The organism is Microbacterium sp., from assembly GCF_047606385.1.
Classification (GTDB): domain Bacteria; phylum Actinomycetota; class Actinomycetes; order Actinomycetales; family Microbacteriaceae; genus Microbacterium.
The window spans coordinates 1-25,297 of the sequence record NZ_JASGEL010000062.1 but is presented as its reverse complement, the minus strand read 5'-3'; the positions used below and the strand labels follow the sequence as shown (position 1 = coordinate 25,297).

22 protein-coding genes and 1 pseudogene are annotated in these 25,297 nt (G+C 68.5%); 8 read left to right on the top strand and 15 right to left on the bottom strand.

Going from position 1 to position 25,297, the window contains the following annotated elements; genetic code table 11:
- Window positions 1-21 precede the first annotated feature (21 nt).
- Genes QM626_RS06125 through rfbD form a run of 4 tightly spaced genes read left to right on the top strand, consistent with a single transcriptional unit; the run spans window position 22 to window position 3,152 of the window.
- Complete coding sequence (locus QM626_RS06125) at window positions 22-228, top strand: type II toxin-antitoxin system VapB family antitoxin (RefSeq protein WP_415075046.1); 207 nt, start codon at window positions 22-24, stop codon at window positions 226-228.
- On the top strand, window positions 225-683 hold the full coding sequence (locus tag QM626_RS06120; RefSeq protein WP_415075044.1) for a PIN domain-containing protein: 459 nt from the start codon (window positions 225-227) through the stop codon (window positions 681-683). Before QM626_RS06125 ends, QM626_RS06120 begins: the two co-directional genes overlap by 4 nt.
- A 37-nt stretch (window positions 684-720) precedes the next feature.
- Entirely contained in the window at window positions 721-1,722 is a 1,002-nt protein-coding gene (gene rfbB, locus QM626_RS06115) for a dTDP-glucose 4,6-dehydratase (RefSeq protein WP_415075042.1), read from the top strand.
- A 5-nt stretch (window positions 1,723-1,727) separates the two neighbouring features.
- Window positions 1,728-3,152: a dTDP-4-dehydrorhamnose reductase gene (gene rfbD / locus QM626_RS06110; protein ID WP_415075040.1), complete on the top strand. Its 1,425-nt coding sequence runs from the start codon at window positions 1,728-1,730 to the stop codon at window positions 3,150-3,152.
- Here the strand turns inward: rfbD and QM626_RS06105 are convergent.
- The gene (locus tag QM626_RS06105; RefSeq protein WP_415075038.1) at window positions 3,137-4,597 is read right to left on the bottom strand and encodes a hypothetical protein; all 1,461 of its coding nucleotides are present in this window, start codon (window positions 4,595-4,597) and stop codon (window positions 3,137-3,139) included. The genes rfbD and QM626_RS06105 overlap by 16 nt on opposite strands.
- A gap of 121 nt (window positions 4,598-4,718) precedes the next feature.
- On the opposite strand from QM626_RS06105, the gene QM626_RS06100 reads away from it, so the two are divergent.
- Window positions 4,719-4,979, top strand: a complete 261-nt coding sequence (locus QM626_RS06100) for a glycosyltransferase (protein WP_415075036.1) — start codon at window positions 4,719-4,721, stop codon at window positions 4,977-4,979.
- Window positions 4,980-5,058: 79 nt separating this feature from the next.
- Here QM626_RS06100 and QM626_RS06095 read toward each other — a convergent pair whose 3' ends face one another.
- Entirely contained in the window at window positions 5,059-5,826 is a 768-nt protein-coding gene (locus tag QM626_RS06095; protein ID WP_415075034.1) for a D-alanyl-D-alanine carboxypeptidase family protein, read from the bottom strand.
- Between the two features lie 126 nt (window positions 5,827-5,952).
- Between QM626_RS06095 and QM626_RS06090 the strand changes: the two genes are divergently transcribed.
- Window positions 5,953-6,798: a glycosyltransferase gene (locus QM626_RS06090; RefSeq protein ID WP_415075032.1), complete on the top strand. Its 846-nt coding sequence runs from the start codon at window positions 5,953-5,955 to the stop codon at window positions 6,796-6,798.
- Here QM626_RS06090 and QM626_RS06085 read toward each other — a convergent pair.
- From QM626_RS06085 to QM626_RS06045, 9 genes are all read right to left on the bottom strand, one after another.
- Complete coding sequence (locus tag QM626_RS06085; RefSeq protein WP_415075030.1) at window positions 6,795-8,147, bottom strand: hypothetical protein; 1,353 nt, start codon at window positions 8,145-8,147, stop codon at window positions 6,795-6,797. The two genes, QM626_RS06090 and QM626_RS06085, sit on opposite strands and share 4 nt — an antisense overlap.
- Window positions 8,148-8,390: 243 nt before the next feature.
- Window positions 8,391-10,853 (bottom strand): hypothetical protein, encoded by a 2,463-nt coding sequence (locus QM626_RS06080; RefSeq protein ID WP_415075028.1) that lies wholly within the window; start codon window positions 10,851-10,853, stop codon window positions 8,391-8,393.
- Window positions 10,854-11,345: 492 nt separating this feature from the next.
- Window positions 11,346-12,146: a M23 family metallopeptidase gene (locus QM626_RS06075; RefSeq protein WP_415075026.1), complete on the bottom strand. Its 801-nt coding sequence runs from the start codon at window positions 12,144-12,146 to the stop codon at window positions 11,346-11,348.
- 627 nt (window positions 12,147-12,773) lie between these two features.
- On the bottom strand, window positions 12,774-13,883 hold the full coding sequence (locus QM626_RS06070) for a glycosyltransferase (protein ID WP_415075024.1): 1,110 nt from the start codon (window positions 13,881-13,883) through the stop codon (window positions 12,774-12,776).
- Window positions 13,884-13,933: 50 nt separating this feature from the next.
- Entirely contained in the window at window positions 13,934-15,412 is a 1,479-nt protein-coding gene (locus QM626_RS06065) for an LCP family protein (protein ID WP_415075022.1), read from the bottom strand.
- On the bottom strand, window positions 15,409-15,876 hold the full coding sequence (gene purE, locus QM626_RS06060) for a 5-(carboxyamino)imidazole ribonucleotide mutase (protein ID WP_415075128.1): 468 nt from the start codon (window positions 15,874-15,876) through the stop codon (window positions 15,409-15,411). The genes QM626_RS06065 and purE overlap by 4 nt, the downstream gene beginning before the upstream one ends.
- Before the next feature lie 238 nt (window positions 15,877-16,114).
- Entirely contained in the window at window positions 16,115-17,248 is a 1,134-nt protein-coding gene (locus tag QM626_RS06055; RefSeq protein ID WP_415075020.1) for a 5-(carboxyamino)imidazole ribonucleotide synthase, read from the bottom strand.
- Window positions 17,249-17,317: 69 nt separating this feature from the next.
- Complete coding sequence (locus QM626_RS06050; protein ID WP_415075018.1) at window positions 17,318-17,872, bottom strand: PH domain-containing protein; 555 nt, start codon at window positions 17,870-17,872, stop codon at window positions 17,318-17,320.
- A gap of 139 nt (window positions 17,873-18,011) precedes the next feature.
- Window positions 18,012-18,806 (bottom strand): biotin--[acetyl-CoA-carboxylase] ligase, encoded by a 795-nt coding sequence (locus QM626_RS06045; RefSeq protein WP_415075016.1) that lies wholly within the window; start codon window positions 18,804-18,806, stop codon window positions 18,012-18,014.
- 285 nt (window positions 18,807-19,091) lie between these two features.
- Here QM626_RS06045 and QM626_RS06040 point away from each other — a divergent pair, with 285 nt between their 5' ends.
- Window positions 19,092-20,681, top strand: coding sequence for an acyl-CoA carboxylase subunit beta (locus QM626_RS06040; RefSeq protein WP_415075014.1), 1,590 nt, complete (start codon window positions 19,092-19,094; stop codon window positions 20,679-20,681).
- The gene (locus QM626_RS06035) at window positions 20,678-20,896 is read left to right on the top strand and encodes an acyl-CoA carboxylase epsilon subunit (RefSeq protein WP_415075012.1); all 219 of its coding nucleotides are present in this window, start codon (window positions 20,678-20,680) and stop codon (window positions 20,894-20,896) included. The genes QM626_RS06040 and QM626_RS06035 overlap by 4 nt, the downstream gene beginning before the upstream one ends.
- 746 nt (window positions 20,897-21,642) lie before the next feature.
- Here QM626_RS06035 and QM626_RS06030 read toward each other — a convergent pair.
- From QM626_RS06030 to QM626_RS06015, 4 genes and pseudogenes are all read right to left on the bottom strand, one after another.
- Window positions 21,643-22,698, bottom strand: coding sequence for a hypothetical protein (locus tag QM626_RS06030; RefSeq protein ID WP_415075010.1), 1,056 nt, complete (start codon window positions 22,696-22,698; stop codon window positions 21,643-21,645).
- Entirely contained in the window at window positions 22,695-23,921 is a 1,227-nt protein-coding gene (locus tag QM626_RS06025) for a sensor histidine kinase (protein ID WP_415075008.1), read from the bottom strand. Before QM626_RS06025 ends, QM626_RS06030 begins: the two co-directional genes overlap by 4 nt.
- Window positions 23,911-24,576: a response regulator gene (locus tag QM626_RS06020; RefSeq protein WP_415075006.1), complete on the bottom strand. Its 666-nt coding sequence runs from the start codon at window positions 24,574-24,576 to the stop codon at window positions 23,911-23,913. Before QM626_RS06020 ends, QM626_RS06025 begins: the two co-directional genes overlap by 11 nt.
- Before the next feature lie 9 nt (window positions 24,577-24,585).
- Window positions 24,586-25,297: pseudogene (locus QM626_RS06015) on the bottom strand (class I SAM-dependent RNA methyltransferase); the annotation flags it as partial.

Genomic DNA, 25,297 nt, shown 5'->3' with positions numbered 1-25,297 from the left:
ATATCCGAGCGGGAGAGTCCGATGAGCAAGACATTGATCGACATCGATGACGACGTGATGACCCGCGCGCAGACGCTCTCACGCATCCCCACGAAGAAGGGTGTGATCGCCGCCGCCCTGGAGCAGATGGTGCGTCGTCTGGAACTGGACGAGTACACCGAGTTCGCCGCCTCCGGCGCGCTCGCCGATCTCGCCGATCCCGAGGTGATCCGGTCGGCTCAGCGGTGACGCTGTTCCTGGTCGACAACTCGGTGATCCAGCGGATCGACAAGCCGCAGGTGCGGGATGCCTGGATGCGGTTGCACGATCGCGGGGAGATCGCCACCTGCCTTCCGCTGCTGCTCGAGGCGGGATATTCCGCGCGTTCGAAAGACGACTACGAACGGCTCATCGATCTCGAGCAGCGCGCCAAGGTCGTCCTTCCCCCCTCCCCCGAGATCGTCGAGATCGCACTGGATCTGCAGCACGCGCTGTTCGGTGCCGGCATGGGTCGCGCCGTGGGCGTCAGCGATCTTCAGATCGCCGCGACAGCCCTGTATCACTCGACCGGATCACAGCCGGTGGTCGTCCTCCACTACGACGCAGACTTCGACCACCTCGTCGCGGTCGCACCGCGACTGCGCGTCGAATGGATCGTGCCGCGCGGCGCCATCGACGAGCACGGCCGCGCAGACCAGTCCTGACCAGGACCGGGCGACGCGGACCGGTAGCCTGGTGGCCATGCCTCGACATCTGCTCGTGACCGGTGGCGCCGGTTTCATCGGTTCGAATTTCGTTCACCATGTCCTCGCGCACACGGATGACCATGTCACGGTGCTGGACAAGCTGACCTACGCCGGGAACCTCGCCTCCCTGGACGGCCTGCCCGAGGACCGGTTCCGGTTCGTGCACGGCGATATCGCCGACGCCGCCCTGGTCGACGCCCTGTTCGGCGAGGTGGACGCGGTGGTTCATTACGCGGCCGAGTCTCACAACGACAACAGCCTGAACGACCCGCGCCCGTTCCTGGACACCAACATCATCGGCACCTACACGCTGCTCGAAGCCGCCCGCACGCACGGCCGCCGGCTGCACCACATCTCCACCGACGAGGTGTACGGCGACCTGGAGCTGGACGACCCGGAGCGGTTCACCGAGACCACCCCGTACAACCCCTCATCCCCGTACTCCTCCACGAAGGCCGGGTCCGACCTGCTGGTGCGCGCCTGGGTGCGCTCCTTCGGGGTGGCGGCCACCATCAGCAACTGCTCCAACAACTACGGCCCGTACCAGCACGTGGAGAAGTTCATCCCCCGCCAGATCACCAACGTGATCCGCGGCGTCCGTCCCAAGCTCTACGGCGCCGGGCTCAACGTGCGGGACTGGATCCACGCCGACGACCACTCCTCCGCCGTCCTGACGATCCTGGAGAAGGGACGGATCGGGCAGACCTACCTCATCGGCGCCGACGGCGAGAAGGACAACAAGACCGTCGTCGAGCTCATCCTCACCCTCATGGGACAGCCCGCCGACGCCTACGACCACGTCACCGACCGGGCCGGCCACGACCTGCGCTACGCCATCGACTCCACGAGGCTGCGCACCGAGCTGGGCTGGACCCCCCGGTACCGCGACTTCGAGGCGGGCCTCGCCGCCACCATCGACTGGTACCGAGCCAACGAAGCCTGGTGGGCCCCCAGCAAAGACGGCGTCGAGGCCTTCTACGCCGCCAAGGGACAGTGACGACGGTGACCGAGTACGGCAAGAAGCTCGCCATCACCGAGACGCCCATCCCCGGGCTGGTCGTCTTCGACCTTCCCGTCCACGGCGACTCCCGCGGGTGGTTCAAGGAGAACTGGCAGCGCGAGAAGATGCTTCCGCTGGGCCTTCCGGACTTCGGGCCGGTGCAGAACAACATCTCGTTCAACGACGCCGTCGGCACGACCCGCGGCATCCACGCGGAGCCGTGGGACAAGTACGTGTCGGTGGCGACCGGGCGCATCTTCGGCGCGTGGGTCGACCTGCGCGAAGGCCCGTCGTTCGGCGCCGTGTACACGACCGAGCTCGACCCGTCGAAGGCGATCTATGTGCCGCGCGGGGTGGGCAACTCCTACCAGACGCTGGAGCCGGACACGGCGTACACGTATCTCGTCAACGACCACTGGTCCCCCGACGCCGCGTATTCGTTCCTGAACCTCGCGGACGAGACCGCGGCGATCGAGTGGCCCATCCCGCTGGACCGGGTCGAGATCAGCGAGAAGGACCAGAACCACCCGCGGCTGTCAGGCGTCACCCCCATCCCTCCGAAGCGGATCCTCGTCACGGGCGCGAACGGGCAGCTGGGGCGCGCGCTGCGGGAGGAGTTCGGCGACGTCCCGTGGGTCGAGTACGCGACGCGGGACGCTCTCGACATCGCCGGCACCGAGCTGGACGGCGCGCGCCGCTGGCGCGACTACGGCACGATCATCAACGCCGCCGCCTACACCGCCGTCGACCGGGCCGAGACGGCGCAGGGCCGTGCCGAGGCGTGGGCGGGCAACGTCACCGCGCTCGCCAACCTGGCCCGCGTCGCGACCGCCCACGGCATCACCCTCGTGCACGTCTCCAGCGACTACGTCTTCGACGGCACCAAGGAGGGCCCCTACACCGAGACCGACCCGGTCAGCCCGCTCGGCGTCTACGGTCAGACCAAGGCCGCCGGCGACGCCATCGCCGCCACCGTGCCGCGTCACTACATCATCCGCACCAGCTGGGTCATCGGCGACGGCAACAACTTCGTGCGCACCATGGCGTCGCTGGCCGAGCGCGGCGTGGATCCGAAGGTCGTGGACGACCAGACCGGCCGTCTCACCTTCACCTCGACGATCGCCGCGGCGATCCACCACCTGCTCGACGCGCGCGCGGCGTACGGCGTCTACAACGTCACCAATGACGGCGAGCCGCAGAGCTGGTACGACATCGCCCGCGCCGTGTTCGAGCTCACCGGTCACGACGTGCGACGAGTCAGCCCGGTCAGCACTGCCGACTATTTCGCGAACGCCGCCGGCCCGGTGGCTCCCCGCCCCGCGAACAGCGTGCTGGATGTCTCCACGCTGGTCGCCACCGGGTACACGCCGACGACCGCGGGCGACGAGCTGTCGCGGTATCTCCGACCCGGTCACGAGCGCGGGTAGCCGGCGTCGATCTGAGCGCAGGTGAACGTGACCGACCATCCCTGAGGGAACGACTCCCAGGTCAGCGCGGTGTCCTCCGGCAGAGCCGCACACGCGGCACGCGCTGTCGCGACGTCGTCGGCCCAATCGGGGGATCCGTCGCGGTCGCTCGGATGGTTGCCGAGGAACGCCATCCCGAACACCACCCCTAGGACGACCAGTGGCGCCACGGTCATCCGGCGCCGTCCGCTGCGCCACAGCGCGTAGGCCGCCAAAGGCAGCGTCGCCAGCAGGAACATCTGCGGCGCGACAGCATACCGATGAGCGGCGAAGATCGCGATCGGGTCCTGCGTGAGGGAGACGATGAGGTCGTAGCCCTCCCACCGGCTGTAATCCGCGTAGTCGCTCCCGCCGCCCTTGTTGACGAGGTAGGGGGTCGCGAACGTCCCGATCGACGCCGCGGTCAGCGCGACGAGGAGGAGTCTGGTGGCCGCCGTGCCGCGCAGCACGACCACGACGGCGGCCGCCACAAACGGCAGCAGGGCGACCACCGCGACCCACCAGCCCGACCCCACGATCATGTCGGCCGCCGTGCCGTCGGATGGCACCCAGAGCCGCAGGACCGCGTAGAACAGCCACCCCCTGAGAACCGAGACGAAGCCGAGATCGATGTCTCCGCTGATGACGCGCGGAGCGATCACGGACACGACGATCTGGACGATGCCACCGATCAGGGTTCCCGCCATGACGAGAAATCGACGTCGCCGATAAGGCGGCACGAAGATCAGCGGGACGAACAGCAACACCTGCGGCTCGGTGAGGGCCGCCAGAAGGGCTGCGAGGAAGAAGACGACCGTCGTCCCCCTCCCCTTCGGCCGCGCCAGCAGGAGCCAGGGGGTCAACCAGACCGCGAACCAGTGCAGATTCGTCGGGTTGCCGAGCACCTGCACCGGCAAGAGCGGTGCCATCACCGTGATCAAGGCGACCGCGACCCGGGCCGGAGCCCACGGCAGCACCGCGCCCGAGCAGACGAACACGAGCCCCGCCGTGATACCCGCGACGATGCACGAACCTGCGGCGAGCCCGAAGGCGGCGAGGTCGAGCGGCAGGAACTGCACCGTGAGCGCCGTGACGATCCGCGGCACCACGTGCAGATATCCCGCGTAGGGCGTGAACACGCTCGCCCACGGGCCGTTCGCCCAGGCTTCGGAGAGGAACGGCTGAGCGTCGTCGGCCCAGATCGCGCCGAGCGCGTCCGTGGGCAACCTGATCCACGCGACGCCGGTGGCGACGACGACCAGTGCCAGCGCTGTGAGGATCGGCGCCCGCCGCAGCCAGCGGACGGCCCTGTGCCGGCCTGCGGAACCAGTGGCGCGTGCCCCGCCGACGATCGTCGGCGTCCGGCGCCCGGAGGCTGCAGTCCCGATCGTGCACTGCCCGACGTGCGCGTCCGGTATCAACTCCACGACCACCGTCTTATACGGCGAAGCTATCGGATCGAAGGACAGGACGCTCAGCTTCGCCTCCTATGGTGGAGGGAGAATCGTGCAGCGGCACCCCGTGCTGAGCACGGGAAAAGAAGGACACATGGCAACGGAACTGACCGTCGTCGTCCCGACGTCCAATGAATCACCCAACGTCGCAGAGCTGATCCGTCAGTTCGCGGACTCGACCGGGGACCTGGAGTGCGAGATCGTGTTCGTCGACGACTCGACCGATGACACGCGATCCGCCCCTCACCGGCGACGCGGGATCCATCATGCGGAGGACATCTTCGCGAACGTCGCCGGTCCGGTGCTCTCCCGCCAGGCCTACAGCGTGCTGAGGTTGGAGCTCGCTAAGGGTTAAAACAAAGCCCCGCACCCAGACGGACGAACTCAGCCGCTACGTCGCGGAATGAGGTGTCCTCCGACGCGAGAATCTCATCTCACGAAGACGAGCCGCTGATCGCGATCGACTTCCACAGATCGAACTGGCGGTCATTTCCCTCCAGGGTCTTGGAGACAATCGACTCCGCAGCCGACACCTCTTCGTTATCCTGAAGCTGACGAAAATATCCTGCACCAATAATAGCGATACCACGGTTTGGCGCACTGATTCGAATCATCTCATCGCTTTCAAATAGTTCGGCGACTGGCGCCGGTGTATACGTTTCATTGTATTCCCAATGCCATGCTTCTGGATGAGCGCCTCCGGGTTCGGCCCAGGAAGGATGCACCCATCCGTAACGAGATGCTTGCGCTTTCAGCCACAGGTAGGCGGTGCTACCGAAAGCGATCGTTTGGTGGCTAGGTGTACCGATATCCACTGCCAAAGCCCAGCCATGATTCGACGTTCCAGGCGTAGCCGCATTCCCACAATTTCCTTGTGCACACCAATATGCGCGAGCTTCGACTTGCCCCTGATAATCGCGGTACGCCGAATTAATCGGTATATTATAGCCAAAACTTCCTACGAATTCCGCATTCATATCCTCTAATGCAACTAACGCATCCGAACGAAGAAGTTGGACACCATTGTCCGACCACGGGATCTCAGCAAGCGCAGATGTCGGAATGTAGCCGTTCGCATAACTGCCCCATGCGTTGTCGGCTCTCGCAGCCGCGGTTTGGAAAACAACATCGACACCCGCCAGCGCACCACCAAAAAGCAGGCCAGACATGAGAATGGATCGTCGCGTGAGATCGGGCGGCACACAAATTATGCTACCGGAACGAATTGCGGATGTGCAAGGTAATTGAAGATCGATTTTAGCGGCTTTCTCTGAGATCGGCCGATGAGGAACGCGCGGAGGCGGTGATCCCGCAGCCAAGGAATCATCGTGACGCCCCCGGCAGCGGTAACTCAGTCGGGGTTTGGCGCGGACACAGCTTCATCCCGTAATGTGGCTCGTAATGATGCGCCCAGCGGGCGCCCCGTGCTGAGCACGGGAAAAGAAGGACACAGCGCAATGGAACTGACCGTCGTCGTCCCGACGTTCAACGAATCACTCAATGTCGCAGAGCTGATCCGTCAGCTCGCGGACTCGACCGGAGACCTCGAGTGCGAGATCGTGTTCGTCGACGACTCGACCGATGACACGCCCGACGTGATCCGCTCACTGGCCGACGGCGCAGTCTTGCCGGTCCGCGTCATCCATCGCGAAGTGGGCGTGGGCGGCCTGGGCGGAGCCGTGGTCGAAGGGTTCCGCGCCGCTGAGGCGCACATCTGCGTGGTCATGGACGGCGACCTGCAGCATCCGCCCCAGGACGTCCCCAAGCTCGTCGAACGGTTCCGCGCGGGCGGCGCCGATGTCGTGGTGGCGTCCCGCTACACCGGCGCCGGCACGGCGGACGGGCTCTCCGGGGCGGTACGCAGCCTCGTCTCCCGCGCCTCGACGGTCGTCGCGAAAGTCCTGTTCCCCCGGCGTCTGCGGCAGTGCTCCGATCCGATGACCGGGTTCTTCCTCGTGGACACCCGTCAGATCGACCTGCACACGCTCCATCCGCGCGGCTTCAAGATCCTGCTCGAGATCCTGGTGCGTCAGCCGTTGCGAATCGCAGAGATCCCGTTCCACTTCGCCGAGCGGCACGCCGGCGAGTCGAAGGCGTCTTTCTGGCAGGGCGTGCAGTTTCTCACGCAGCTTGCAGCCTTGCGGTTCCGCAGGACGAAGAGTTCGCGTATTTAGACGCTTTGAGGAATCACAACGGCGTCATGTTTCTGGCCCAGCCAAACGGGCTTGGTTCTCATCGCAACGAAGAAGAGGACGAACAGTAGGACTGCTCTCCCCCACACGCCCAATATGAAGATCTGCGGCCAGACTGACGCTTCGATCGAGGCGGTATTGGCGGCGGCGCGCGCAAAGAATCCGACGCCGGTGAATACGTCGGCAATGTAGTAAGCGACGATCCAGGGCCACCCGATACGCAGTAGGACGAAGAACGGAATGAGCCACAGGACGTACTGTGGCGAATGCACCTTGTTCAGCAGGAGATAGGCCATGAGCATGGCGGCCGACACTTCGAGCCAGGGAAAATCTGCACGACGCCACCAACGGATCGTCCCCCAGACCACCGGCGCGAGAATCCCTATCAGGGTCGCGAAGGTGACGACGGGACGCAGCAGCGTCTGCACGTGCTGGCTGTCGATGTAGGGCCGTAGCCCCCAGTACCAGATCGTGTTCGTCGACCCATCGATGTCCCGGCTCCATTGGAAGCGGATTCCCGCGACCCATCCGTCGAAGTTGATGAGAACGAACGGGAGGTTGAGGACGAGCACGACAGCCACGGCCGCGCCGACAACGGCGAGAAACCGTTGCCACCGCAGACTCTGCCAGAAGCCCTTCCCATCCTGCCTCGTCCGCGGCAGGAGCGCCCAGAGCCCGATCGGCGCCACGAACAGCAACGGATATAGTTTCGCGCATCCACCGAGCCCGAGCAGCAGACCGGCCGCTGTAAGCCAGACCGTCGAGTGACCCGTCGATCGGCAAGCACGCCACGTGGCCCACAGTCCAGCGGTCGCGAGCAACACGACGAACATCTCCACGTTGTACGTCGCATAGAGGAACACACCCGACGCGAGCGACCACCACAGAGCGCGCCATCCACCTAGACGAACGAGAAGCACCGTGATCCCCAGGCTGCAGGCGCCCAGAACGATGGCGAACAGCGTATAGAACTGTTGGTCGGTCGATACCGGCAGCGCGACCAGCCAAGTCAGCAACCCTGATAACACGGGATACTCGAGCGTGCCGGGCAGCAAGACACCATCTGAGCCAGTGCCGCCGTTGACATACGGCAACAGATGCTCGAAAAGGCTGCGACCTGCCCACAGGGCCTGAAAGTCGGTATAACAGCCTTTGCCATACCACGAGGCGACGAGGTCGCCGCTGGTCGCCCCGTTCGCTTCATAGGTCGGGCCGAAACACGGCAACCGGTACAGGTACGCGCCCAGGACGACAACGGCGGTGAGGATGAGGTTGACGACGAGGCCGAAAGCGCGACGACCCTGACCACGCAACCAAACGATCGTTTGCACGATGATCCTCCATATATGTGCGCTGTGGTCGCGCCGTTGCACGTCGCACTTGAGCAAGAACATTCAGCGAACGGAATCCGCAGCCGCTCTTGCGAGGCGCCCCGGTGTGGGCGCGAGGCCCGGGTTGCTGGCAACACTCGCTAACGACAGGTCCCGGCAGCGAGGACGACACCGCACGATTGCCAGTCTCCCGGATGGAACGACGCGGCAGCAAACCCGCCGTCCCGCTTCTCGCGGATTACCTCAAGGCACGTCGACTGTCTTGCAACTGCGTGAAGTGTCCGCCCCCGCGGCGACATTCACCGTGGAGACACAAATCGTGTGCCGGCCCGAGCCGAGTTGCAGGTTCTGCACGTAGCCATGGGCGGTCCCGTAGGCCGGGTAATACGAAGCAAGATCCGGACGTTCGGCCTCGGCGACCAATCGTGCATTTTCCGAGCCATCGACGGTGACGACGACGGTGACGGGGTCGACTGTGTCGGGGTCGATGGCCCAGCCGGTGATCGTCGTCGTGCCGCCCTCGACACGGACGGTATCGAAGGATCCGATCGGAGAGCCGCTCATGGCGTTGACGCTGACGCACTTCAGCAGCGTGTGCTGATCAGGATCCGTATCGATCGCAAAGATGCATATCTGAGTCGTCCCACCGCCGTTCGCGTTGATCGTCGCGCTGAACCCGTGCGCGGCGCCGAACGTGGTGAAGGCTGCCGCCACATCCGGTCGATCACCGTCCGCAGTCACCGCAGTGGCGGAGTTGCCGATCCAGATGTGCACGGGTATCGGATCGATCGTGTCGGGGTCCGCTGCCCATCCCCTCACCTGGAATACTCCAGGCGAGACCTCAACGGCATCGACCGACCCCACGGGCAGCCGGTTGGCGATCACGCCCTTCCGGTTGCGACAACCGAGGTACGTGTCCGCGCCATCGGTATTTATTGCGGTGACGCAGACCTCTGCGTCGGCGTTCGGAAGGTCGATGGTCTTCTCGAACCCGTGCTTTGCGCCATAAGCCGGGTATACGGCGCCGACGTCAGGACGCGTGAACGAGGCTGTGTACGTGGTCGCGACGCCGTTGACCGTCACGCGGTACGCGATCGGGCCTGTCGTATCCGGGTCGATCGCCCAACCCCGTATGAGCGCTGAGGTTCCGCTGACACTCATCGTATCGAAAGCCCCGAACGGCGCCAGACCTTGGTCGTCGGCGATCTCCACGCTCGCACTACGGCAGCCCAGGCTCGTATCGCTTCCCGCACCTACGTTCAACACGGACACGCACACCTGATGTGTCCCGGGCGGCAGCACGACCGTTGCGCTGTACCCGTGCGCAGTGCCGTAAGCCGGAAAGTAGGGAGCCAGATCGGGTCGGTCCGAGCTTGCGATAACATCCGTGTCCTCGTCGTCGACAGCAACCCGGACAGTGACCGACCCCGTCGAATCCGGGTCGAGTGCCCATCCAGAGATCGTGGCGCTCGATCCTTCCGTCGTGAACGAATCGATGGACCCGGTAGGGGCACCAGTCATCGCATCAAGCGTGCGACATTGAAGCAGCGTGTGCTGGTCCGGGTTCTCAGAGTCAATTGCGAAGACACAGACGTCAACGGGGCTCGACCCAGTGGCGCTTACGACAGCCTGGAAGCCGTGATCCGACCCCAGCGTCGGATATACCGCCGCGACATCCGGGCGTTCCTGGTCTGCAACGACACTGGTCGCGCTGCTTCCGACGTAGATGTGCACCGAGATCGAATCGGCGGTGTCAGGGTCTGCCGCCCAGCCGCGTACAGTGAACGACCCGGGAGAAGTCACCACCTCATCGACGGAACCGATGGGGAGCACTGAGCCCTGCGTCGAGCCGAACCAGTCGGTGAAGTAGTTGTAGAAGTTCCGGTTGCCGTAGGCCGAGCAGCTGTCGCCCGTGCCATAACCCGCGGCGAGCGCGGCGGCGTTCGGCTGATAGGGCGTGTAGTAGTACAGGTTCGCCGTGGCCTGGTTCTGGATGTAGACCGCCGACGAACCACACGAGGTACTCGGGTTATACAGGATGTTCCAGGTGTTCCCCGGCGCGTACCAGGTGAAGTACTTGCTCGTCCCCGTGGGGTTCGAGTAGCGCTTGAGCATGTAGGCGCCGCCGTACACCTGCGTCGCGAAGCCGAGCCCGTCGGAGGTGCAGCCGGTAGTGTCGGGGCAGTTGTAGCCCATCGCGTAGTTGTAGGCGTAGGTCGACGGCGCCGTCGAGGTCACCAGGCCCTGTTCTTTCTGGATCATCACCAGCAGCACCTGCGGGTTGATCCCGCACGCCTGTGCCACCTTGTAGATGAGAGACGCCGCCGTCTCACTCGAGCTCCCGCTGAACGCGGAGCACATCGCATTGGCCGACTGCGACGAGGAGGGCCCGGTCCAGCTCTTCAGACACGTGTAGCCGGACTTGCAGGAGCTCACCTTCGAGTTGAGGAACCCCTGGACCTGAGACTGGCTCATCGTGCTCGAGTCGTAGAAGACCGTATCGCTGATGATGTTGCCCGCCTGGAACTGGCTCAGATCGGCCGTCTGGACGATCCCGGAGGCTGCCGTGGACGCGGTCACGGAATCCGCTGTCGTCGCCTGCGCAGCAGAGCTCGTGCCGATAAATCCGGCGATGACGACGGCTGCGATGCCGACGACCCCGAGAACCCCGCGCAGACGATGTGATGAGTTCGGCCTGCGATGCATGTGAACAGTGTGACGGATGTTGCGCGTGAGTAGCAAAGTTTCTTCAGTTTTTGCAGACGACACACCGCGCTCTACGGCTGCTCTCAGCAACTTCCGCCGCGCGCACGCGTCTCGCTAAGCGGGTGGCATCGTGGACCAGAAGCTTTCGATGAGCGCGTTGTCGGCGGAGGATGCGACTCCGTCCGCCGAGAGCCCGAGCAGGCCTGCCACGACAACTCTGAGCTTCCCGAAGGGTCAACGCCGAGGTCTATTCCCGCAGGAAGTACGGGGTAACGATCAATTGATCGTTCTCGTTCGGATCGCGCTGCGCTGGTCCGCTCGGATTGCCTACAGAGGCTACTCAGTGCCAGGAGGAGCCCGCAGCTCCCATATCGGGTACGATCGGCCCACAACGGCGAAAGCGCGAACGGAGTGACCCGTGTCGCCTAGGTCAACACCGAACCTACGTCATAGCCCACCTGGTAAGTCGCCTCACAGAAGCCACAACTTGTATTAGATTGCGCTGGCCTGAGTATAGATGTCGCGGATTACGTCGAAGTCACGGTCGTTCACCGGAGTCACTACCGTCATACCCTCACGGAGCCCGTGCGCATTGAACTGCGTCCACTCCTCACCCGTGAACATATGCCAATATCCGGGGGCGGCGAGCCAGATTCCATTATAGGAATCGGTCGAGGATGAGACGATCACGGCCATTTCTTCGTACCAGCTTTCATTCGATTCAGCGGTGGCTTCACCGGGGAGAGGGGCATTCTCAACACGAGGCTGCGGATCTACCCATGTACTTCCAGTTAAAATCTCAAGGTGAAGGTGCGGCCCTTGCGCGTTACCCGTGCTTCCGATATTAGCGATCTGCGTGCCACGCGACACTGATGTGCCGACGGCCAGAATTGCGCCACTCGGGGTGTGCGCGTATCGAGAAGACCATCCGTCCGCGTGAGTTACGATAACCAGGTTGCCGTAGTCTCCAGAACTACCAGAGAAGCTGACATATCCGTCAGCCACCGAATAAATCGGATCGTTGACACGGCTTCCCGCAATATTGTTCCAGAAATCGATTCCGTCGTGGGTCGGACGCTCCGCCGTGCGGAAACCGGAACTCACTGTTCCTCGCGGATTTAGCGGATGACCCCAGGTCGGCTCAGAGTCCGCCTGCGCAGGCGTATTTCCTACGGTCAACGCAACGATCGCCCCAACGGAAAGTCCGGCCAGACCAAGCGCTGCGCGCCGCGTGAACATAGCCTTTGGCATCCCCGCAGCGAGCGGGGTGCTTACGTCCTCTGGATGATCCATCACGCTATGCAACTTATGGACCAGTGGTGTGACTTGTCTGTAGGCCAAAAGGGGGACAGACTTTTCTGGACAATTGCGCTACTTTTCCGTTCGGCAGCCGTTCTTTCAGGCACTCGGGCATCGCAATCAACGGGTACGGCGCCGCTAGCTGGTCGCCGCGCATGGCGCTCGCGGGCGCCCCCTAGATCTTTCATCGTGTCGCTGATGCACCACGGCCGGTGTCATTACCCCGAATTGTGGCGTTTTATAATCGGTGCGAGGAGAGTTCCGATACTGCTGATCACGTGAGGGGCGCGTACAGCATGTCGGACTCGGTCGGTCACGTGTACGGTGAGGCAGCTGCTGTGGCCACGCAGGCTGCCGTGCCGCGCGAGCTCTACCCACGGCACATGAACGGCGACCAGTCTGCCCGACGACGCGGCCAACTGCTCGACAACGCCGCTCACGCTCGCGGAATAATGGGATCAGAGTTCTAGGGCCGTCATACGGCGAACGCTCAGCTGCTCGACGCTTCTGATGAATGGTGATCACGCACGGCGAGGTTGGCTGGATCGATGCCGATAAACCCCGGGAAAGCGCACCAACCGGCGGGCAGCTCCTCACACGATCGGCATCCACCCGACGGTGTCACAGCTCGGCGTGCAGCGCCCAGACCCGCTCGGCATGATCGCGCCACGAGAACGCGCGTCCGCGATCGGCCGCGCGAACGGCGAACCGGCGGCGGCTCTCCTCCGAGTCGACGACGAGGTGCAGCGCCTCCGCCAGCCCGGCGGCCGGCACGAACAGCCCGGCGTCGACCAGCACCTCCCGGTGGACGTCGGAGGCGACCGCGACGATCGGCACGCCGAGGGCCAGCGCGTCGACCACCCGCCACGGGAACCCGCTGAGCGTCGACGGCGCCAGCAGCGCCAGCGCCGCGTCCAGCACGGCGGCTCGATCCGCCGGCTCGAGCGGCGGCAGCACGTGCACGCTCGTCTCGGGCAGGCCGGCGGCGTCGGCGACGCCGCGGACGCGCGACGCGTTCTGGCCCGTCACGTCGGAGACGACCACCTCGACGTCGTCGAGCGGCAGCGACCCGACCGCGGACAGTCCCGCGGCGAGCGCGTCGTCGTCGCATCCGCCGCCGGCGATGACGACCACCCGGTCGGGCACGCCGAGATGACGACGCCGGCCGACCGCATCCGACGGCACCGCGAAGCCGGCGGGAGCCGCACCCGGGATCACGCGGACGCGTCCGCCGAGCCGGCTGAGGCCGCCCAGCCGCTCGGCCATCGCGTGGGTCGGGACCACGACCGCGTCCGCATGCTTCTCGGCGCGCTTGAGGAGGGCGCGCTGCGCGGCCACGACCGTGCGCGGCAGCGAGCCCGCCGCCTCCCAGGCGCACAGATCCCACAGCGTCACCACGGTCTGGTCGTTCTCGTTGACCCGGTCGTGCCGGACGAGCGGCGCCACGAGGGACCCGGCGTGGATGAGGCCGCCACCGACCCCGGGAGCGATCCCCAGCTGCCAGCTCGCCGTCAGCTTCGCGCGGGCGAGGGGAGCCCTGGTCACGCCCGCGAGGTCGGCCACCGCCGCGGTCGCCGCGCCCTCGTCACCGGCGGGGACGATCGCCGTCACCTCGCAGCCCGACGGTGCCGTGGTCGCCAGGGCACGGGCAATCTCGGCCTCGGCCTCGGCGACGTCGGGATCGACCTGCTGCGTGAGCTGATCGAGAACCATGCGCAGCGAGACGACCATGCGTCGAGCCTAACCAGGCTGCCTGCGGCTGCGCCCAGCGGCGCGGCGCGTCAGGACGACGGGCTGGCGGTGGCGGGGTGCAGCGTGTTCTGCACGTAGTCATGGATCCACTCGTAGTCCGGATCCTCGTCGTCGACGCCGATGCCGCCGGCCGAGGTCGGCGTCAGCTCCACCGTCGTGACCGTCTGGGTCTTCGCCTTGATCGCGAGGTCCATCAGCGTCGGCAGCAGCCCCTGCGGCACGTCGGTCTCCAGGAGGTTGGTGCCGGCCGCGGCGACCTCGTTGAAGTGCACGAGCACGTTCTCCGGGGTGAACTGGGCGAGGATCGCCTCCTGCAGCTGGCGCTGGCGCAGCATCCGGTCCCAGTCGCTCGTCGTGTACCGGGAGCGCGCGTACCACTGCGCGGTGTCGCCGTCCATGTGCTGCTGGCCGACCTCGATCCAGCCGATGGCCCAGTCCTCCGCCGGCTCGCCGGAGTAGGTGGGACCCCATCCCTCGGGCAGGCGCTCGGTCACGTTGATGTCCACGCCGCCCAGCGCGTCCACGAGCTGCGCGAAGCCGTCCATGTCGATGAACACGTAATACGGGATCTGGATGCCGAGCACGCCCTCGGCGGCATCCTTCGTCGCCTCGATCGCCGGCGTCGACGAGTCGGCCTCGGCGTCCGGGTACAGGCTCGTGCCGCCGTCGGAGCGGCACACCTCCACGACGTTGGTGAGCTGGTTGATGGCCGAGGTCCACCCGCACGTGCTGGAGGAGTAGCCTTCGAGCCCGTCGGGGTAGAGCGCGTACATCGGGCTGTCCTCGGGGAACGGTGCGTTCGGCAGGTCACGCGGGATGCCGAAGATCGTGACCGCGCCCGTCTCCGCGTTCACCGAGACCACCGAGATGCTGTCGAACCGCATCGAGTCCCGGCCCTGACCGCTGTCGGCGCCCAGCAGCAGGATGTTGTAGTAGCCGTCGACGGGGTCGACGACCGTGCCCGTGGAGGCGAAGATGTCGCTGATCGCGGAGCGGGTGCTTCCGGTCACGTTCGCCGCCCACACCGCCGAGCTGCCGGAGACGAACATCGAGACGATCGCGGCCACGACCACCACGACACGCATGATCGGCGCCATCTTGACGATGCGGACCATGCGCAGCGTGTCGATCGTGAGCACCACCCACAGCACGGCGTACGCCACGAGCACGGCCTGCAGCAGGTACAGCAGGACCGGGCGCAGCAGCGCGAGCCAGTCGGGCAGCCAGGCGCCGGTGAGGATCGAGAATCCCGCGATCGGCCACAGCAGGGCGAACAGGAGCGCGACGACCAGCAGCACCCACATCAGCAGCGTCGCGCCGAGCCCGATCCGTGCGAGCCGCCGGCTTCCCGCCGCCGCCTGCGCGGAGCCGGGCAGGAGGAAGTTCAGCGCGAGCAGCCACCACGCCCGGCGGGTCATGACCCGCCGCGACCCGTCGGGGTAGCGCATCGGGTACGGGTTGACCAGACCCGCCGGCGCCTCGCGCCGCGAACTCGTCGCGGCGCTCACAGCGACTCCTTCAGCCGCCGGTTCTTCTCCTCGACGGCGACCTCCAGGTCGCGGGCGTACGCCTCGACGCGGTCGGCGATCGTCGGATCGGCGGCGCCGAGGATGCGTGCGGCCAGCAGGCCGGCGTTGGTCGCGCCGCCGATCGAGACCGTGGCGACTGGGATGCCGGCGGGCATCTGCACGATGCTCAGCAGCGAGTCCATGCCGTCCAGCGTGGACAGCGGCACCGGGACGCCGATGACCGGCAGCGGGGTGACGGAGGCGAGCATGCCGGGCAGGTGCGCCGCGCCGCCCGCGCCGGCGATGATCACCCGCAGTCCGCGCTCCCGGGCGCCACGACCGTAGGCGACGAGCTTGTCGGGGGTGCGGTGCGCCGAGACGACCTCGACCTCGTGCGGGACGCCGAACTCGGTCAGCGCGGCGGAGGCGGCGGCCATCACGCGCCAGTCGGAGTCGGAGCCCATGACCACGCCCACGAGGGGCGTGTCGGAGGAGTGCAGCGGCCGGGTCACCTCGACAGGCTACGGCCGGATCCTGGACAAGCCCCGCACCGCCACGCCCGCCCGGCGCCCCCGCCCCCTGAGCCCCGCCGCCGCGCCCCCCATTCCGCGAGACCGCATCTGCGCGCCGAGAGGGTGGGATGACCCCACGGTCTCGGCGCGCAGATGCGGTCTCGCGGAAGGAAGGGTTCCCGCCGCCGCGTCAGTCGAACGCGGCGGCGGCGGCGCGCGCCTCGTACACGACGTCGTCGAGGTCGGCGCCGGCGACGTTGACGTGGCCGACCTTGCGGCCGGGGCGGGGCGCCTTGCCGTAGGTGTGGATCTTCGCGCGCGGGTGCTCGGCCATCGCCTGGGCCAGCCGGTCGGTCATCGCGGCGCCCGCGGGACCGCCCAGGACGTTGATCATCGCCGACCATGCGGCGGTGGGCTCGGTCGAGCCCAGCGGCAGGTCGGCGACGGCACGCAGGTGCTGCTCGAACTGGCTGGTGACAGCGCCGTCCTGGGTCCAGTGGCCGCTGTTGTGCGGACGCATCGCGAGCTCGTTGACCAGGACGCGTTCGTCGGCGGTCTCGAACAGCTCGACGGCCAGCATCCCGGTCACCCCGAGCCCCTCGGCCACCGTGACGCCGATGCGCTCGGCCTCGTCGGCGACGCGACCCGCCGAGCGCGGCGCAGGCGCGATCACCTCCGCGCACACGCCGCCGCGCTGCACGGTCTCGACGACCGGGTAGACCGCGATCTGGCCGCTCGGCCGGCGGGCGACCTGCTGGGCGAGCTCACGCGTGAAGTCGACGAGCTCCTCGACCAGCAGGGACCCGCCGTTGGCGTCCTCGGCGAGGGCGGCGAACCAGTCGGCTGCCTCCGTGCCCGCCGAGACGACGCGCACGCCCTTGCCGTCGTACCCGCCACGCGGTGTCTTCACGACGGCGCGGCCGCCGTGGTCGTCGAGGAACGCCTGGAGCCCGGCGGCATCCGTGACCGCGGCCCAGTCCGGCTGGGGCAGGCCCAGCTCGTCGAGCCCCGCGCGCATGACGAGCTTGTCCTGCGCGTACTGCAGCGCATCCGGTCCCGGGTGCACGGCGACCCCCGCCTCGACGAGCGCGCGCAGCACCGCCTGCGGCACGTGCTCGTGGTCGAAGGTGAGCACGTCGACGTCACGCGTGAAGGCGAGCACGGTGTCGAGGTCGCGATAGTCGCCCACGGCGACCGCCGCCAGCGCGGCGGACATCGCCGGCTCCTCGGCCAGCACCCGAGGCTCGATCCCGATCTCGACCGCCGGGCCGATCATCATGCGGGCGAGCTGCCCGCCTCCGACGATTCCGATGCGCACCGTCATCCTGGCTCCTCTCGCCGCCGACCATTCTCCCCCACCGAGCCGCGCGCTTCGGCGACCCGAGTAAGGGGGTCAGGCACCGGGCGGCGGGATCGGCGGCGACGCCTGCGCGTCGCGGTGGGCGAGGATCTGATTCACCTCGACCTGGTCGACCAGCACCTCGTGCACCAGCTGCACGTCCGGCACGTCGCGCAGCACGAGCCGGCCACCGGCACCGTCGTCGAGCGTCAGGGTGCCGATGCGCCACAGCCGCTGGATCGGGCCGCGGCGCATCGCGATCGTGTAGCCGCGGACGTGGGTGAGCTCCTGCCGGCGGCGGGCCAGCATGCCGCTGCTCTCGATCACCCGCCGGGTCGTGATGGTGTACGTGTGCGCGGCCCACCGCCCGTACGGCAGCACGACCACCAGCAGCACGATGACGCCCGCGGCGCTCAGCAGCATCCAGTCGGCGAAGGGAGCCGGCAGGTTCCCCAGGTAGTAGCCGACGGCGCCCGCGATCGCGATCAGCACGAGCGCCGGCCAGAACAGCCGCCGCGCGTTGCGCCGCACGCGCACGACGCGCCGCTCGGGGTCGGGCACGCCGGGCGCCGGCATCAGCGGACGCCCGAGCGAGTTCGGCTGGGTCATAGAGCCATTGTGCGGGTCGGGCGTCTTCCGGAGCGTGCCGCAACTCCGCCTGGCGCGATCTTTCCAGGTTGCCGGGGCCCGGGATCACGCGGCACGGCACTCCGCATCGGTCGTCTCAGGCGGAGTTATGACACGCGCCTCACCGCACGTGCGTGACGTCGCCGGCGGCGACGACCGCCTCCACGCCCTCGCGCGCGACGACGAGCCGGCCCTCGGCGTCGAGGCGTGCGGCCGTGCCGGTGAGCTGCGAGCCGTCCGGCAGCGAGACGGTGACCTCGGCGCCGAGCGTCGCGCACGCCGCGCTCACCGCGTCACGGATGCCGGCCGCCTCCGCGTCGCCGCCGGCGTCGGTCAGCGCGGCCAGCAGATCGCGCAGCTGCGTCAGATAGTCGGCCAGCAGCCGGTCCTCGTCGGCCTCGTGTCCGAGGGCTGCGAACGAGGTGGCGGTCGTGACGGGCAGGTCCTCCGGACGCATCCGGGTGTTCACGCCGGCGCCCACGACGACGGCATCCGGATGCGCCGGCACGGCCTCGGCGAGGATGCCGCAGATCTTCTTGCCGGCCACCAGCACGTCGTTCGGCCACTTCACCGCCACGTCCAGCGCGGCGGGCCCGAGCTGCGCGCCCACGGCGCGGGCCATCGCGGTCCCCGCGATCAACGGGATCCACCCACGCGCGTGCACCGGCAGGCCGGGCACCCGTGCCACGACCGAGACGGCCAGCGCCGTGCCCGCCGGGGCGGTCCACGTGCGGTCGAGGCGGCCTCGACCGTGCCGCTGATCGGTGGTCAGCAGCAGCGACAGGTGCGGCCAGCCGCCGGGGTCGGCGGCTGCCGCCGCGACCACGTCGGCGTTGGTCGAGCCGGTCGTGTCCACGACCTGCACGCGCGGACTGATCTGCGCGACGAGCGGGTAACCGTGTTCGGGGGTGCTCATGACCGCCACCCTATGCCGTGGCGTCGCGGTCGCGGCAGCCGTTCGCGCGCCGTCCCTGCGCCGCGCCGCCCCGGACGCCCCGGCAGCGATGGCGCCGCTTCCTGGCGATGGCGCCAGAAACTTCAGACACCATCGCCAGGAACTGTAGCCATCGCGCGGGGAAGAGGAGGAGGCGGCGGCGATGACGAGCGGCGCGGATCCATGACGGTCCGACACAACGGATGCCGGACGGCGCTGTGCGCTTCCTCCAACGTCCGCGGAAATCGCGCCGATAGGGTGGAACGCGTGACGGACAAGCCCGACTTCTCGACGACCGCCGGCAAGCTCGCGGACCTCCGCGCCCGCTACCAGGAGGCGGTGCTCGACGCGGAGACCACCGCTCACGCCAAGCAGAGCGCGAAGGGCAAGCTCACCGCCCGCGAGCGCATCGAGCTGCTCGTGGACCACGGGTCGTTCTCCGAGATGGACGAGTACGTGCGCCACCGCACCACGGCGTTCGGCATGGACCGCTCGCGCCCGTACGGCGACTCCGTCGTCACCGGCGTCGGCACCATCCACGGGCGCACCGTCGCGGTGTACTCGCAGGACTTCTCGACCTTCGGCGGGTCGCTGGGCGAGGTCGCCGGCGACAAGATCATCAAGATGATGGAGTTCGCCCTGCGCGGCGGCATCCCGATCATCGGCATCCTGGACTCCGGCGGCGCCCGCATCCAGGAGGGCGTGGTCGCCCTCGGCAAGTACGGCGAGATCTTCCGTCTGAACACCGCCTCCTCCGGGGTCATCCCGCAGGTCTCGATCATCATGGGCCCGGCCGCGGGCGGCGCCGTCTACGGCCCGGCGCTCACCGACTTCGTGATCATGGTCGACAAGACCAGCCAGATGTTCGTGACCGGGCCGGATGTCATCAAGACGGTCACCGGCGAGGACGTCGGCATGGAGGAGCTCGGCGGCGCCTACACGCACAACACGCGCTCGGGCGTCGCGCACTATCTCGCCGAGGACGAGGACGACGCGATCGACTACGCGCGCACGCTGCTCGGCTACCTCCCCGACAACAACATGTCGGACCTGCCCGCCTACGAGGGCGTGTTCGAGTTCGAGACGACGGATGCCGACCGCTTCCTCAACACCGTGATCCCCGACTCCCCCAACCAGCCCTACGACATCCACCAGGTCATCGAGCACGTCGTCGACGACGGCGACTTCCTCGAGGTGCAGCCGCTGTTCGCCCCGAACATCGTCATCGGCTTCGGCCGGGTCGAGGGCCGCTCGGTGGGGATCATCGCGAACCAGCCCTCGCAGATGGCGGGCACGCTGAACATCGACGCCGGCGAGAAGGCGTCCCGGTTCGTGCGGTTCTGCGACGCGTTCTCGATCCCGATCGTGACGCTGGTCGACGTGCCCGGATACCTGCCCGGCACCGACCAGGAGTGGACCGGTGTCATCCGCCGCGGCGCCAAGCTGCTCTACGCGTACGCCGAGGCGACCGTGCCGCTGGTGACCGTCATCCTGCGCAAAGCCTACGGCGGCGCCTACATCGTGATGGGCTCCAAGCAGCTGGGCGCCGACATCAACCTGGCGTGGCCGACCGCGGAGATCGCGGTCATGGGCGGCCAGGGGGCGGTCAACATCCTGTATCGGGGCGAGCTGAAGCGCGCCGAGGAGGCCGGCGAGGACGTCGCCGCGGTGCGCACGCGCCTGGCCAACGAGTACACCTACAGCGTCACGAGCCCGTTCCTGGCGGCGGAGCGGGGCGAGCTGGACGGCATCATCGAGCCGGCCCAGACACGCGTGGCGGTGGCGAAGGCGCTGCGCTCGCTGCGCGGCAAGCGCGCGAATCTGCCGCCCAAGAAGCACGGGAACATCCCGCTGTGAGCGAGGACGCCGCCCCCCGCATCGACGTGCTGCGCGGGAACCCGACCGACGAGGAGCTCGCGGCCGTCATCGCCGTCGCCGGCGCCGCCTATGCGCAGGAGTCCTCGGCCGCGCTCGCGGACGAGCCGTCGCGGCCGAGCGCCTGGCGGATCTCGCAACGCGGCCTCCGTCAGCCGCTGCGCCGCGACATCGGGTGGGGACGCTTCGGCCGGTAGAGCGCCGTGTCCCCCAAAATACCTACAGACATCGTCATCGCCGTCACACAGACTGGATGAGCTAGGACGCATCTCGCGTCCGACCGGCCCCGGGATTTTCCAGGGTTCCCCCCGGGTTCGGTCACGCAGGTGATTTTCGGGTAATCACCTGCCAGGCGGGGGGCTGGCGGAGACGCCGCCCCCCGCCTCTTCCGTTGTCCGCGCTTCAGCGGCACGCAGACCGATGCCAGAGCGCGATGGATGCGAAAGCCCTGCCCTCCTCGGGTCCTTCGCGTCGGCGGCGGTCTCGTGCGTTCGGACGCCCCATATGGTGTCGTGCTGCACGAGGACGTCGCGGACGTGTGACCACGGTGGGCGGCGCGCGCCACCCGCAAGCGCGCCGCGTCAGCTACTCCGTGGCCCCGCCGGGCGCGCCGCGGCGGGGGGAAAGTCTTGGTTCCCCTGTCGCGGACTGGAGCGCACGGTCCCGGGTCGCGTCGGATCTTTGCGATGCGGCGATGCGCGTGCGTCGCCTGGTCGCCGGCGTGGATGTCGGCGGCCGCCGGTGCGTGCGACGCCGCATCCGCGGGGCAGGAGAAATCGGCTGCGCAGGACGGTTTCGGCGATCTTCGTCCTGCTCGACGGATTTTTCCTGCACAACGGAGGTAGCGGGAAGCGGATGAGAGGCGCGAGGGCCACGAGAGGAAGGGGAGCGGCACGGGACACGGGCGTGAGCGGTCGGCAGACACGTACCCGAGACCTTCGCGTCAGGCGCCGGCCGGCGGGCGGGGGATCTCGCGCCAGAGGTCGACGCTGTCCTCGTCCGAGAGGCCGAGGGTGGAGGGGGCTCGCCCGACCACCGTGACCGCGACGTCGCTGTCGGCGGACGTGCGGATGTAGAGCCGCTGCGAACGGGCCGCGCGCAGCGTGGCGGCCAGCTCGGAGCGCACCGCGAGCAGGTCCGCCTCGGCGAGCCCCTCCAGGCCGCCGTCGTCGAGGACGGTGACCACCGCGCCCCGACGGCGGGTGCTGTCCAGCGCCTCCCGCACCTCGTCGTCGAGCAGGCGCGGCCCGCGCAGCTCATCCCGCAGCCGTCCCTCCGCGATGCGGGCCTCGAGCCGCCCGTCCGCGCCCAGCCGCCCCCCGCTCGCGATCGTGCGGGCCAGCACCGGGCCGGCCACCGCGAGCGCCCGCTGCACCTGGATGCGGCGCTCGCGCTGCTGCCCGCCCTGCGCGGCGTGCACCGCGGAGGCGCTGCGCTGCAGCTCGCCGAGGTGCTCGGTGTCGCGGTCGGCGCGGTCGAGCGCGTAGACGATGAACTGCGCCGCGGCGACCCACATGACCGAGCCGACCAGTCCGAGCCCGAGCGCGGACCACGGCCCGAGCAGGAACATCGACCAGCCGCTGAGCAGCGCGATGCCGCTCCACGCCGGCCACGGCCGCCGCCGCACGATCAGCACCACCATGAGCGCGCCGATCCCGCCGATGTACCAGGTCGCGTACCCGGCCGTCAGCGCGTCGGGACCGACCGCGTAGGCGACGGTGGGCGGGATCAGCAGCGCGGTGAGCAGTCCGACCGCGCACGCCCACATCGGCAGCCGGTCGCGGCTCTGCACCGGGCGATTGCCGATGTGGCCGGTGAACATCCGCCCGCCGGAGTACCCCCAGAACACGCACACCCAGGTCGCGGCCGCGTACAGGGCGAGCGAGAGCAGGATCAGGATCGGGGCCGGGACCGGCGCGGTCCACAGCAGGCCGCGGCCGATGTGGTAGCCGGTCATCGCGAGCGCGAGCACCGTGAGGACCAGACGGATGCTGATCATGCGCCCGCCTCCCGCCACTCGAGCGTGACCACGGTCCCGTGCGGGCCGGTGTCGATCATGGCGCGCCCGCCGAACGCCGACACGCGGGCGACGATCGAGGCGCGGATGCCGAGCCGGTCGGCCGGCACGGCATCCATGTCGAACCCGGGACCGCGATCGGAGACGCTCACGGTCACCGACGCCGGCCGCGACCGGGACACGACCTCGACGCGCAGGCCGACGGCATCCGCGTGGGCGACGGCGTTCGAGATCGCCTGCGTCGCGGCGAGCACGAGCGCGCGCGCGACGCGGCCGGGCACCTGCGGCCCGTCGCCCCGGCGGTCGCTCTCGACCGTGACGCCCGGCGGCAGCGCGGCCGCGAGAGAGTCGATGAGCGTCTGCACGTCGACCGGGGCGTCGCTGCCCTCGCTCGCGTCCCGCTCGGTGTTGGCCAGTCGGGTCAGCGCCTCACGGGCCATCGTCACGGCGAGGTCCTGCTCGCGCGGGCTGTCGGCGCGGGCGGCGGCGATGAGGGCGGCCAGGACGCTGTCGTGCATGAGCGCCGCGACCGCGACCCGCTCGCGCTCCGACGCGGCGACGCCGGCGGCGCGCGCGTAGCTGCTGACGGCGCTGACCCGGCGCTCGTCGAGATCCGACGCCGCGGAACGGAACGTCCAGGCCAGGGTCAGCAGCACGCCGCCCAGGATGACCGAGTAGAACACGTCCAGCCCCACCGACAGCCAGGCCGACGGCGCGAAGCCGAGCTCGGCCATGCGGACGGTGCCGTAGAGCACCGGGATGCCGACCGTCACCGTGACCTGCAGGGTCATCCGCAGCACGAGCACCGCGGCGACCGTCCCCACGTTCAGCAGGAAGTACACCCACGGCTGGGTCGCGCTCGCCGTCCCCAGGGTGGCGAAGGGCCACGCCACGAGCACGAGCGTGAAGGCGACCATGAAGCCGATCGACGTGGCCCGCACGAACCTGCCGAGCAGGTAGGACGCGACCAGGAGCACGAGCGGCAGGAAGGCGAGCAGCATGAGCCCGATGCGCCACGGCGGCAGCACGCTGTCATCGCTCAGGGCGACGAAGAACGCCTGCGCCCCGATCGCGGCGCAGCCGAAGCCGACGGAGACGAGCATGACCCGCTCGACGCGCTCGCGGGTGAAGGCGGCGACCTCCACCGTCGGCAGGTAGTCGCCGCCGTCGAAGCGGCTCGCCGGGCGCGTCGCGTCAGCCGGCACGGTTCGTGCCCTGCTCGGAGGAGAGGATGCCGTCCTCGAGCGCCCGCCGGTGCAGGTCGAGCTTCGTGGGCGCCGGGCGTCCCACATCCGTGTACTTCAGGCGGATGCGGGTGATGTTCTCCTTCGCCGTCGAGAACGCGATGCCGAGCCGGTCGGCGACGAGCTTGAGCGGGAGACCCGCGGCGTAGAGCTTGAGCACCTCCCGCTCACGGGCCGAGAGCTGCGCGGCGGCGAACTCGCGGTCGCCGTCGACGGCGGTGGCCCATTCGACGTTGCTCAGCACCTCGCCGCGTCCCACCGTCGCGATCGCGCCGACGACGTCCTCGATGGGCGAGGACTTCGAGATGACCCCGGCGGCGCCGGCGGCGAGCGCCTCGCGCACCGACGCGGCGCGGTCGGCGACGCTGTAGATGACGACGCTGGACCCGTCGGCGATCAGGCGGGTGACGTTCTCGGTGACGGTGGTGCCGTCGCCGAGGGTCAGGTCGAGCACGACGGCATCCGCCGGCGGGGTCGCGGCCGCGGCGCGCCAGGTGAGGTATTCGGTCACCGTCGCGCCGGAGAACACGACGTCGACACCGCCGGCGCGCAGGCAGGCCGCCTCGACGCCGAGCCGTACCGACTCATGATCGTCGATGAAGGCGACACGGGTCATGCGCACATGCTATCGGCGCGCATCGGAACGGATGAGCGTGGTCACCGCCTCGACGTGGTGCGAGTGCGGGAAGAGGTCGAAGGCGCGTACGCGTGCGGCCTCGTAGCCGTGCTCGTGGAACGCGGCGAGGTCGCGGGCGAGCGCGACCGGATCGCACGCGACGTACACGATCGCCGCCGGTGCCAGCGCGGCGATGTCGCGCGCGACCTCGAGCCCGGTGCCGGAGCGGGGCGGGTCGAGCACGACGACGCCGGCCGCGATGCGGGCGCGCTCGGCGGAGGGGTCCGCGGCGTGACGCCGCAGCCAGTGCTCGACGCGGGCGGTCTCGGCGCGGGCGCCGAGCCATCCGGCGAGGTTCTCCCCGGCGTGCTCGGTCGCCCGGGGATCCGACTCGACGCTCGTGATGCGGGCGGCGGGGCCCGCGACCTCGCCGATCGCGGTCGCGAACAGCCCGACCCCGCCGTACAGGTCGAGGTGGCGGGCATCGGGGTCGAGGCCGCCGAGGCCACGCAGCTCCGCCAGGACGACGCCGTGCAGAGTGGATGCCGCCAGCCGGTGCACCTGCCAGAACCCGCCGGCGTCGACGCGGAACTCGCGGCCCGCGACACGCTCGATCACGCTCTCGTGCACCGCGGGGTCCGGTGCGGTCGCGCGCTCCGGCCGCGGCAGCACGCGCACCCGCCCGTCGGCAGGCTGGACGAGGTCGAGGCGGCCGGGGCGG

Excerpts from the sequence above, each read along its gene's own strand:
- QM626_RS06125 (WP_415075046.1), top strand. The coding sequence starts at position 22 with ATGAGCAAGACATTGATCGACATCGATGACGACGTGATGACCCGCGCG.
- rfbB (WP_415075042.1), top strand. The coding sequence starts at position 721 with ATGCCTCGACATCTGCTCGTGACCGGTGGCGCCGGTTTCATCGGTTCG.
- QM626_RS06100 (WP_415075036.1), top strand. The coding sequence starts at position 4,719 with ATGGCAACGGAACTGACCGTCGTCGTCCCGACGTCCAATGAATCACCC.
- QM626_RS06080 (WP_415075028.1), bottom strand. The coding sequence starts at position 10,853 with ATGCATCGCAGGCCGAACTCATCACATCGTCTGCGCGGGGTTCTCGGG.
- QM626_RS06075 (WP_415075026.1), bottom strand. The coding sequence starts at position 12,146 with ATGGATCATCCAGAGGACGTAAGCACCCCGCTCGCTGCGGGGATGCCA.
- QM626_RS06070 (WP_415075024.1), bottom strand. The coding sequence starts at position 13,883 with ATGGTCGTCTCGCTGCGCATGGTTCTCGATCAGCTCACGCAGCAGGTC.
- purE (WP_415075128.1), bottom strand. The coding sequence starts at position 15,876 with ATGGGCTCCGACTCCGACTGGCGCGTGATGGCCGCCGCCTCCGCCGCG.
- QM626_RS06055 (WP_415075020.1), bottom strand. The coding sequence starts at position 17,248 with ATGACGGTGCGCATCGGAATCGTCGGAGGCGGGCAGCTCGCCCGCATG.
- QM626_RS06050 (WP_415075018.1), bottom strand. The coding sequence starts at position 17,872 with ATGACCCAGCCGAACTCGCTCGGGCGTCCGCTGATGCCGGCGCCCGGC.
- QM626_RS06045 (WP_415075016.1), bottom strand. The coding sequence starts at position 18,806 with ATGAGCACCCCCGAACACGGTTACCCGCTCGTCGCGCAGATCAGTCCG.
- QM626_RS06030 (WP_415075010.1), bottom strand. The coding sequence starts at position 22,698 with ATGATCAGCATCCGTCTGGTCCTCACGGTGCTCGCGCTCGCGATGACC.
- QM626_RS06020 (WP_415075006.1), bottom strand. The coding sequence starts at position 24,576 with ATGACCCGTGTCGCCTTCATCGACGATCATGAGTCGGTACGGCTCGGC.